General features: G+C 41.0%; 7 protein-coding genes. 6 read left to right on the forward strand and 1 reads right to left on the reverse strand.

Going from position 1 to position 8838, the window contains the following annotated elements; translation table 11 throughout:
* Positions 1-2360 precede the first annotated feature (2360 nt).
* A complete protein-coding gene (locus ACEW7V_RS00715; RefSeq protein ID WP_374695563.1) occupies positions 2361-2531 on the reverse strand; it encodes a hypothetical protein in 171 nt (56 codons plus the stop codon).
* Between the two features lie 1360 nt (positions 2532-3891).
* On the opposite strand from ACEW7V_RS00715, the gene ACEW7V_RS00720 reads away from it, so the two are divergent.
* The 6 genes from ACEW7V_RS00720 (at position 3892) to ACEW7V_RS00745 (ending at position 7463) form a co-directional block, all read left to right on the forward strand.
* On the forward strand, positions 3892-4155 hold the full coding sequence (locus ACEW7V_RS00720; RefSeq protein WP_374695564.1) for a hypothetical protein: 264 nt from the start codon (positions 3892-3894) through the stop codon (positions 4153-4155).
* Positions 4156-4381: 226 nt separating this feature from the next.
* Complete coding sequence (locus ACEW7V_RS00725) at positions 4382-5158, forward strand: GAG-pre-integrase domain-containing protein (protein ID WP_374695713.1); 777 nt, start codon at positions 4382-4384, stop codon at positions 5156-5158.
* Positions 5159-5746: 588 nt separating this feature from the next.
* Entirely contained in the window at positions 5747-6058 is a 312-nt protein-coding gene (locus tag ACEW7V_RS00730) for a hypothetical protein (protein ID WP_374695565.1), read from the forward strand.
* The gene (locus ACEW7V_RS00735; RefSeq protein WP_374695566.1) at positions 6043-6351 is read left to right on the forward strand and encodes a reverse transcriptase domain-containing protein; all 309 of its coding nucleotides are present in this window, start codon (positions 6043-6045) and stop codon (positions 6349-6351) included. The genes ACEW7V_RS00730 and ACEW7V_RS00735 overlap by 16 nt, the downstream gene beginning before the upstream one ends.
* A complete protein-coding gene (locus tag ACEW7V_RS00740; protein ID WP_374695567.1) occupies positions 6329-6802 on the forward strand; it encodes a reverse transcriptase domain-containing protein in 474 nt (157 codons plus the stop codon). The genes ACEW7V_RS00735 and ACEW7V_RS00740 overlap by 23 nt, the downstream gene beginning before the upstream one ends.
* Positions 6803-7298: 496 nt before the next feature.
* A complete protein-coding gene (locus tag ACEW7V_RS00745; protein WP_374695568.1) occupies positions 7299-7463 on the forward strand; it encodes a hypothetical protein in 165 nt (54 codons plus the stop codon).
* Positions 7464-8838 lie beyond the last annotated feature (1375 nt).

The raw sequence follows: 8838 nt of genomic DNA on the forward strand, positions 1-8838 counted from the left end.
AATTATAATATTTGCTCTGTGTTATCATGTTCTCCCAAAGAATATTTTACTTACCAGTTGTAACTGTCTTATTATGAATCTGTTTTTCGGAAAACATAAAGTGAGTAAGAGCAATGAATTTTTCAATAATTTTGTACAGTTCTAACTCACTAGCATTTCACATGCAAATGCAATAAATATATCTGTGCGTTCATTTCATACAGCAACTTTTTCAGCTCGTTCCTTTCTCTGCAATTTTCATGGATCCAATTAGACCAGAAAGGACCCAAGAGGTCCGAAGGAGTTCATCAGAGAGGCCCGAATGTCCTGCCCCAACCAGGGGTACAATTATTGCCTAGCAGGAGCACCACAATTGAGGCTGAGGCCGGTTGTTCAAGAGAAGGCTTCAATTATCGACATTCTGAATGGTCAGACAGCCAGTGAGAGGGAGGCCAGCAATTATTTGGGGACCATTCGAGTTACACGCGTATTTCCATCGGCATTCATTGCACCACTTAGGTAGCTGTGTTGATTAATTGAATCACTGCAGTCACACTTTGGGCTGGCTGAGAGGGGCAGTAGACACAAATATCTTCACATTTAGCTTTATTGGTAAGTACTTCTTCTTACCAGTTTTTCCATTTTGTTGATTTGATTTATCTTCTCCTTCTATTGTTAGTAAATGGTTTGATTCTTCATCTAGGACTCTCTGGTCTGGTATTAGTCCAATTTTTGCAGGGTGGTCAGGAGTTCGTGGAGGCAGCGGTCTGATTCTGCCGACTGTAGAAGACTGGAGTGGCCAGATAAGGGATCACGATGGCACGGAGAAACGTAGAAAAGCCCAGCAGTGACCCTGGCCAAAGAAGAGGAGGACACTGACTGGAGGAGGATCGTCAGTTCACAGCATTAGAGGTGGGCAAACTTCGATGATAGCAGAAAATTTATGGAGAGGACATATGGGTGGCATGGATGGAGTCGCGAAGAATGGTTCGAACGCGTTCATCAACAAGGAGGAGGTCTTGTTCAAAGGATCTGGAGGACTGCAAGAAAGGTGTTTCACCAATTTCAAGGCCTGATGATAATACGGCAAGGAGGCTCCACTTGCTGCAGGTCAAAGGGGGGTGACGTAAGGCCGAGGCACAGGCTGCCAATTCTCCAATGGTAGTCACAGAAATTAACGAGGCACTACGCTAGTACCGGCTATCTCTCCATAGTTCTCTCTTCATCTGTACCATTTCAGATCATCGTCCAATGTAAATACCTTCCATCATGAAGAATCAATTTCACTTTGCCAATAGTTCACTTGCTCTTCCATTTACTATTTTTTGTGACAGAGTGAACTATATAGACCGAGTGTAAGGTTTACATCTCAAGTTTGAGTCTGGCTGATGGGCATGGGGCTTGATGGCTTGCCGACTTATGTCATGTAGGCTTCACATTCTGGGCTAGCTCACGACATGGAGTCAAACAGATAGAGGCATGTTTCAAAGAGTTTCCTAATTGTTTTATCGAATTGAGTCGAATGATAGAGGGGGGCTCGGAGTTTTCCAGCTTGTTTTGCCGAATCTCAGAGTCAGGCGGATAGAGTGCTTTAGAGGCTTGGCTTGCTCGCTTAACTCCGCTTACGGCTAAAGCCAGAAACTCCTAAAGCTTCTCAGACTCCCATCCGCCTCCGACTCCAAGTTCTGGCTACAAGCTAGAAAACCTGCAAGCCCCGCACTCTACTGACTGACTCCAAGTTCAAGAAAGGCCAGGAAACTCCTCAAGCAGCTACCTCATTCCATGGCACTCATGTCCTGAAGCAAGCTCGGGAAACTTTAGAAGCCCTACATGACTTTAAGTCTGGCAAAGAGGGCCGTAGAACTTCCAAAGCCCCCATGCCCATCCGCTAGACTTCAAACTTGGCAAGGGTGACCAGGACCTTGGAAACCTTACACTCAGTTACCATATAGTTCACACTCCTGCCATGCAAAAAAAAAATAAAGTAGAGAACGGAGGAAGAATAGAAAAATAGGAAGGAGTAGAATTGAACTATTGGTAAAGTGAAATTGATTCTTCATTGATGGAGGAAATTCTTACATTAAGTAGGACCCCCCAGTAGGCCAGGGAATCCTTCAAAATATCCTAAGTACAAATGAAGAAAGAGGAAACTATGGAGAGATTGCCGGAGCCTTGCTAGGCCGATAGTGCACCTCATTAGTTTCCTGTGGCCCTTCGGTTGGAGGAGTGGCTAGATCGAGCTCTGACATAGTGGCCATCCTCACCTCAGCCTTCGATGCAGTGTCCACCCCCACTTTGACCTCTGTAGAGTGGGCCTCCTTGCCATCATCATTGCTGGCCATGTCCGGAATGATGTCGTCTAGGCCTTGGAGGGTGAAGTCCTAGCCCACCTTTTTCTTGCAATCCTCAAATCCTTTGAGGAATGCATCAAAGACCACCTCCCGCACTTTGTTGATGAACGCGTTTGAGGCCTTGAACTCTGGGATGGCTTTGGCCGCTTCCTTCTTCGCGGCCTCCATCAGTGCCACCGCCACCGTGGCCTTCTCCTCCACCTCTACGGCTCGAGCCTCTGCCGCATCAAGTTGGACCTAGAGGGTTTGCACCCACCCCTCTAAGCATGCCACATCCGAGACTGAGCGGGCCCTCTCCTCAATCAAGTGAGTGGCCTCCTCCCTCTTCTTGGCCAAGGTCACCTAAGGCTTTCTACCAAGTTTTCAGGTCACCATCGTGTTCTTGGAGCCGCTTCGGCCTAGAGATCCCTTATCTGGCCCTCCAGGTCATGCACCCAAGTGCCAGAATCGACCCTTTGCCTCCACAGCACTCTGTTCACCACAAAGTTGGTGTCTCACCGACTCAGTGCCGTAGGGAGTCCCACGAGGAGAGCATCCATGGCTACTATAGCACAGAGTAAAGCAGAAGGTCACCAAATCAACAAAACAGAGAAAAACTGACCAAGAGAGGAAAAAAGTAGTACTTACCAATAAAAGCTGTGGGAACAAGTCGAGATGACCACTCCCCAACCCGCTTCCATCGCCTCTCGCCCGCCCCAGGTTGAGGGTTATGACCGCGTATTCGCCGGCACCAACATCAACACCCCGGCCACCCTAGGGTCTCAAGTGCCGGTAAAAGATGCCGATAGAGCCCGCGTGCGTACGGTGAGGGCTCCTGAGGTCGGCCGGCTGGATTTTTGGCCGCGTCAAGGTTACTGTAGGATCGGCCTCCCTCTCACTACAACGTTCTGGGCCGTCGCCTCCTCCACCTCTCGGTGACCGTGGGAATGTCGATGGTGGGAAGAGTTGCCCGAAGGGCCCGTACGCCCCCTTCACCACAGGTGGCCCCGCCAGGCCCATGGGCCGGCTCTGGGCCACCTCTTCGTCGTCAGACTGCTCTCTGGGCCTCTCGCCGGGCCTAGTGGGGACTTCTTCGATGGGGCTCCACTTTGGTTCCCTACGTAGCCTCTTTTCGTAGGTCCTTTCTGGGTCCTCGAGATACGGGCCTCTTCAGGACATCTATTGGATTTGCTCCATGTAGAACCTAATGTCTGGCAGAGAAAGAACGAGCTGAAAAAAAGTTGCCCCCTTTTTATTAGTAGTAATTTGCCCTTTAATGAACTGCACATAATTATTTATTGCATTTGCATGGAGCTGAAAATGCTAATAGTGAAGTTAAAAAAGGTATACAAAATTATTGGAAAAAATTCGTACTCTTACTCACTTTTTATGATTTTTCCGAAAAACAAGATTCATAATAAGACAGTTTTAACTTGGTAAAGGATTAAAAATATTCTTTTGGGAAAAACGTAATAACACAAGCAAATAATTTATAAATTATTTTTATCTGAAAATAAGAAACTGAAAAAGCATGCAAACTGTTTTTCTTTAGAAAACAACCTTACTAAATGATGTTAGTACTTTGAAATCTAAACTAGATATTTTGGAAAAGAAAAATAATGCTTTAGTTATGGAAAATGAAGTTTTAAAAAGGCCTAAACAAATTGTTTCTAACAATGAGCTTTTAAAGAAAAACAAGGATTTAGAACTTGAAAATGCTAAACACAAAAATGAACTTGAAAAATTAAAACCTTTTGTTGACAAATTTACTTATAGTTTAGAAAAGTTGAATTTACTTTTAAACAATCAAAGAGCTATTTTTAATAAAGGCAGGTTTAGGATATAAACCACAAAAGCAACAAAAGTATTTCAAAAACTTTTTTGTACCTGCATCATCTAGTATTACTTGTTTTACTTGCAGAAAAATTAGGTCATAAATCATATCAATGTAATTTTAGAAAAATCATGTCTTTTGGTAAAGTGTGGGTTCCAAAAGGAACCATTTTGAATGCTAACCCGAAAGGACCCAAGTTAGCTTGGGTACCTAAAAACAAAGCTTGATCTTATTGCAGGTGTGTCTTGCAACCAAGGAAAATAAACGAATTTGGTATCTTGATAGTGGTTGCTCAAGGCACATGACTGGAGATGTGAAGCAATTCACTTCTCTTGAAGCTTTGAATGGAGGGAGTGTGACCTTCGGTGATAATGGTAAAGGTAAAATCATTGGAATTGGTAAGGTTCACATAACTCCTTCTAATAGTATTAGTAATGTACTTTTAGTAGATGGTTTAAAGCATAATCTTTTAAGCATTAGTCAGTTTTGCGATAAAGGTTTTCAAGTAGTTTTTAAATCATCTTATTGCATGATTTCTAGTCCAGATATAAATGGAGTACAATTCATTGAAAAAAGGCATGAAAATATTTATCTAGTAGATCTTGATGATCTATCTTTGCCTAATGGAGAATGCCTTGTTGCAATGAATTCTACCAAGGAAGAGACTAGTTGGTTATGGCATAGAAGGTTAGGGCATGCTAGTATGTACCTTATTTCAAAACTTTGCAAAAAGAATTTAGTTAGAGATTTACCTGAAATCAGTTTTGAAAAAGATAGAATTTGCCAAGCATGTCAATTTGGAAAACAAGTCAAAACTTCTTTTAAACCAAAAGGATTTGTAACTACTAGTAGACCACTTGAACTACTCCATATGGATCTCTTTGGACCAACTAGAACATCAAGTCTAGGAGGCAAGAGATATGGATTAGTCATTGTGGATGATTTTTTGAGATTTACTTGGAGTTTTCTTTTTAGCACAAAAGATGAATCATTCTCTATTCATAAAGTTTTATAGAAAAGTTTCAAACGAAAAAGGTGTTTCAGTCATTTGTATTCATAGTGATCATGGAACTAAATTTGAAAATCAAGATTTCAAAAACTTTTGTAATAAAAAAGGTATAGAACACAATTTCTCTGCACCTAGGATACCTCAGCAGAATGTAGTAGAAAGAAAAATTGCACTTTAGAAGAAATGGCACGCACTATGCTTTGTGAAAATAATTTGCCAAGATATTTTTACTGGGGTGAATCTATAAATAAGACCGTTATATTTTGAATCGAGTTTTGATACGCCCTATTTTAAAGAAAACTCCATGAAGCTTTGGAACCAAAGAAAACCAACTTTGAAATATTTTCGAGTTTTTGGTTAGAATGTTTTATTTTGAACAATGAAAAAATCATCTAGAAGTTCGATGCCAAGTCTGATGAAGGTATCTTCTTAGGATACTCTACATCAAGCAGGGCATACAGAGTATTTAACAAACGGACTTTAGTTGTAGAAGAGTCAGTACATGTTGTATTTGAAGAATCTACTAACAAATCCTCAAGAAAAGAGGATACATCTCATGAATGTGCATGTGCTCACAAACTTCAGAAGCTGACATTGGATGATCAAGCTCAACCAAATGAAGAAAATCAGGACAAGGATGAGAAAGAAGATGACACTCCAAAGCATCAAGATCTACCTAAGGAGTGGAGGTATGCTCATGGACATCCTAAGAAATTAATCTTAGGTGATCCATCTAAAGGGATAAGAACTCGAGCTTCTATTAGAAATGAATGTGATTATATTGCTTTTGTATCTCAAGTAGAACCTAAATGTTTTGAAGAAGCTGAAAAAGATTCTAATTGGATCAATGCTATGCAAGAAGAACTAATACAATTTGATAGAAATAATGTTTGGACACTTATGTAGAAAGACCATCTAATATTTCAATTATTGGCACTAAATGGGTATCTAGGAATAAATTAGATGAAAATGGTATTGTCATTAGAAATAAAGCTAGGCTAGTTGCTAAAGGCTACAATCAGGAGGAAGGGATTGATTTTGATGAAACTTTTGCTCCTGTTGCTAGACTTGAAGCAATTAGACTATTGTTAGCATTTGCTTGTTTTATGAACTTCAAATTATTTCAAATGGATGTTAAGAGTGCTTTCTTAAATGGTTTTATAAATAAAAAGGTTTTTGGAACAACCACCTGGTTTTGAAAATCATGCACATCCTGATCATGTTTTCAAACTACACAAAGCACTTTATGGATTGAAGCAAGCACCTAGAGCATGGTATGAAAGGTTAAGCAAATTTCTTATTGAAAATGAATTTTCTAGAGAAAATGTTGACAAAACACTATTTTTGAAAAGGAAAGATAATGATTTATTAGTAGTACAAATATATGTTGATGATATCATTTTCGGTGCTACTAATGAAATTCTTTGTCAAGAGTTTGCTAAGCTTATGCAGGGTGAGTTCGAGATGAGCATGATGGGAGAACTAAACTTCTTTCTCGGACTCCAGATCAAGCAAACTGATGGTATCTTCATCAACCAAGCTAAGTACACAAGAGAATTATCAAAGTTTGGGATGGAGACTACTAAGCCAATAGGTACGCCTATGAGCCCCTCATGTAAACTAGATAAAGATGAAAATGGTAACTTGTAGATCAGAAATTATATAGAGGCATAATAAACTCTTTACTATATCCTGACTGCTAGTAGACTAGATATTATGTTCAGTGTTTGCATGTATGCTGACATCGGCCTCAATCAGTTAAATCACATCTACAGTCAAGGTTTATTATTGTATCATTCGCAATTATTATTATCAAGTTCGTGGTATGCCAAATTCTTCTCATTGACCGGACGATATTCTCGACGCAGACTTTGTCGCTATGGGATGATAGAGTGAGATTTGAAGGAACTTGCCAATTTCTTGGAGTTAACTTAATCTCATGGTTTAGCAAGAAACAAACTTCAGTTGCACTATCCAGCCTGAGGCTGAGTATAATAGGCAGGAAGTTGTTGGCTCAAATCTTGTGGATTAGGCAACAACTTGAAGACTTTGGAATCAAGTTGGCTAGAACTCCTATTAAATGTGATAATACCAGTGCTATTTGCTTGACTAAAAATCACGTTTCAACACTCCAGGAGCAAGCACATTGAAATTAGGCATGAACATTAGAGATCATATAGAAAACAATGATATTTTGCTTGAATTTATATGTACTGAATTTCAATTAGCTGATATTTTAACTAAACCTCTTTTGGAAGATCGATTCTGTATGATTAGAAGAGAGCTCGGGATCATCAATCCATTTGATTAAATCTTTCCTCCAATTTGACTCATACTAGATCTATTCAACCTTATTTATGATGAATCGTGATTAATCATTGACATTTGACTCCAAAACCTGTTATTTCAATTGATTTTGATCATTCAGAAATTCTTTGATTTTTCATTAAATACTGTCGACACTGCATTCTAGGTCGACACCAAAATGTGTCGACACATGCGTGAGTCGACACATGACCGATAAAGAAACTAAGATTTAAGGAATTTTCGAACCTTTTTCCCCCAAATTTCTTTCTCCTCCGAGCCGACACCTCGATTCCAGGTATCCATACTGTTCATCCTCCCATTTCTTAGTTTTTAGCCATGGATTTCTTGGATTTGAGACTTTGGTAGCCATTTTTGTTGGAAATCTTCTTAGGTTTTAGCTCCTAAACCCTAGAAACCCTCTTTCTTCCACCAAAAACCTTGCCAAATCTTTTTTTTTTTAATTCTTGACAATGGGTCCTTGCAAATGTTTGTTTCACTAAGACTCCGTCAACACAAAAAGATGAAGAGGAGCGGAGAACGAAGGCACGACACGAGTCTAGAGCTCCGAATCCGCCTGCACGACCGTTGTTTACTCCTTCTAGCCGATGAGCTCCAAGACAAGTGGTTGGAAGACGCCGAGTGGACTTCTCCTTCTTAGACCACAAGAGACGAGATTGGAGATTGATTGTATTACGTCAAGTCACTCTTTTTGTTCGCTCAGTGAGAGATACTATCCCGGGTTGATGAGTTCCTGCTGCATCACTTGCCCGTGACCGTATACAGCCCACAAAGTTGCAGGACTCCGGATATCCCCATTTCATCAGAGATTTTGAGCCAAGTGTGGGATATACCCATGACTGGATCAGTTATTGACAGTCTGATGGATGAGTAGGCTCCAATATATTTTTGAGTCCGATATCTTACCAGAGGGAGCCACTGTTCCAGCATCGAGACTATCTACGGAGATGAGACTGCTACATCATATTGTCACCCGGATTCTTCTACCGAAGACCGGTCATTTTGACTACATTGCCGAGCAAGAGTTGCCGGTGATGGTCTCACTGATTCAGCGGACGCCGATTTGTCTTCCTATTCTGATGATTCATCAGATCACGAGGCGGCGTCTAGTCAGCGGCTCTGCTTGCCGTATGGCATGGGATTGACTGTACTATTTCGGGAGTATGGAGTCAGCTTTCAGGATGAGCCTTATCGTACTTTGATCCATACCGATGTATATGACATCAGGTCACGTTACCCATGGGTTATCATTTAGTCCGAGGCCAGTGGACACAGAGACACGTGACAGCCGTGATGTAGGCCGACATCACGTAGACATAGTGTAGAAGGAGTGCATTCTTCAGTGAGGCCGACCGAGCAGT

Source organism: Areca yellow leaf disease phytoplasma, assembly GCF_041920595.1.